The sequence below is a fragment of the Bombilactobacillus bombi genome, from assembly GCF_013607485.1.
Classification (GTDB): domain Bacteria; phylum Bacillota; class Bacilli; order Lactobacillales; family Lactobacillaceae; genus Bombilactobacillus; species Bombilactobacillus bombi_A.
The window spans coordinates 1-1,701 of sequence record NZ_SCHP01000117.1; the positions used below are offsets into that span (position 1 = coordinate 1).

Genomic DNA, 1,701 nt, shown 5'->3' on the forward strand with positions numbered 1-1,701 from the left:
CTTGAATAGTACAATAACCAGCTTCAAACCAGGGACTATTCACAATTGATCCTTGCTCAATGATTAACCCTACAGGACTTACCGTGCTTAACCTCACCTTGAAACCATCATGTTCTAATTGCTGCTGTAAAGCGGTACGGGAAATTTTAGTAGTATTTACTCGAATAGATGTACGTGGATTTTGATTTAAACTGGCTAAAATTTGGGAAGTTTTAGTCTGCCCCACTTGCTGGATTAATTGTTTTATAATCCATTGCGGCACACTATACTCAATACTTAAGCGCTGTTCAGAATTAAGATTTTTCAAAGTTGCAAAGCCATCACGCTGCAAATTCCGCAAAACCGCTGTTACTAAACCAGCAACTTTTTTCCCGCCAATAATTTTAGCGATCTGAGTAGCCTCAAAAAAAATTGCCCGTTCCGGAATACGATCTAAATAATGCATTTGATAAACTGAGATACGCAATAAGTTATGCACCCAATTTTGTAAGTGTTTTTGCTGTTGAAGATATTTTTTTAAAAAATAATCAATTGTTAATTTATGCTGTAAAACCCCATAAACTAGCTGAACTAACAACCGCTGGTCTGCGGCACTTAAATTTTGCTTAGTTAAACATTGGTTAATTAAAATATTAGAATAACCATTGCCTTGAAGTACTTGATTTAAAATTTGGGTTGCCCAGTAACGGGGATTATTATTGAATGATTTGCTCACCAACTTGAATATCCTTTCCTTTACCATTTAAATAGGCACTAATTGGCATCACAGCTTTACCAGCTGGCTGGAGCTGATCTAAATACAACACTTGTTGGTCACCAGTGGCGATACCCAATTGTTTTTTGGTTTTGCTAACCACTTGACCAGGCTGGAGCTTGGTTGTTAGATTAGCCATCGTGGTTTGATAAATTTTAGTTCTCTGCCCCTTTAAAAATAAATAAGCACCGGGGTCAGGATTTAAACCGCGAACCTGTCGATTAATGCATAAAGCCGGTTTAGTAATATCAATTTTTTCTTCGGCTGGCTGAATATTCGGTGTAAATGTAACTAGTGACTCATCTTGGGTAATCCGTTGATTAGTACCAGCAATAATATCTGGCAGCGTCTTTAAAAGTAGATCACGCCCCACTTGACTTAGTTTATCAAACAAACTACCAGCAGTATCAGTAGCGCTAATGGCTACTTCTTGTTGACTAATAATATCGCCAGCATCCATTTTTTTTGCCATATACATAATAGTAATACCGGTAGTCTGATCCCCATTCATTATCGCCCTTTGCACAGGAGCGCCGCCACGATTGCGCGGCAACAAGGAGCCATGTACATTGATCGCAGCAATTTTAGCAGAAGCTAATAATTTAGTTGGCAAAAATTGTCCAAAAGCTGCAGTAATAATCAAATCAGCTTGTAAGCTGATTAATTGCTCTAATTCCGCGCTGTGTCCTAATTTTTCCGGTTGATAAATAGATAAGTCATGCTGTAGTGCATATTGTTTAACTGGCGAAAAACTAATTTTTTGTTTGCGGCCTACAGCACGATCAGGTTGGGTAACTACTGCGACAATTTCATAATTTTGCTGCAGCAGTCCCTCTAAAATGGGGACCGAAAATGCCGGTGTACCCATAAAAATAACTTTTGTCATCATTATCACTCCATTTGTTGAGGCTCATTATCAATAGCAACTAAAAAGCCTCGTTTTTTGT

General features: G+C 38.2%; 2 protein-coding genes. Both read right to left on the reverse strand.

The window, feature by feature from the left end:
• Positions 1 to 715, reverse strand: a 715-nt coding sequence (locus tag EQ827_RS08655; RefSeq protein WP_309109361.1) for a transcription antitermination factor NusB, incomplete at its 3' end; no start/stop codon positions are given.
• The gene (fmt, locus tag EQ827_RS08660) at positions 696 to 1,640 is read right to left on the reverse strand and encodes a methionyl-tRNA formyltransferase (RefSeq protein WP_181190576.1); all 945 of its coding nucleotides are present in this window, start codon (positions 1,638 to 1,640) and stop codon (positions 696 to 698) included. The genes EQ827_RS08655 and fmt, both read right to left, overlap by 20 nt.
• Positions 1,641 to 1,701: the final 61 nt, after the last annotated feature.

What these genes read in the sequence shown, in the direction of transcription:
- fmt (WP_181190576.1), bottom strand. Translation starts at nt 1,640, where the DNA reads ATGACAAAAGTTATTTTTATGGGTACACCGGCATTTTCGGTCCCCATT.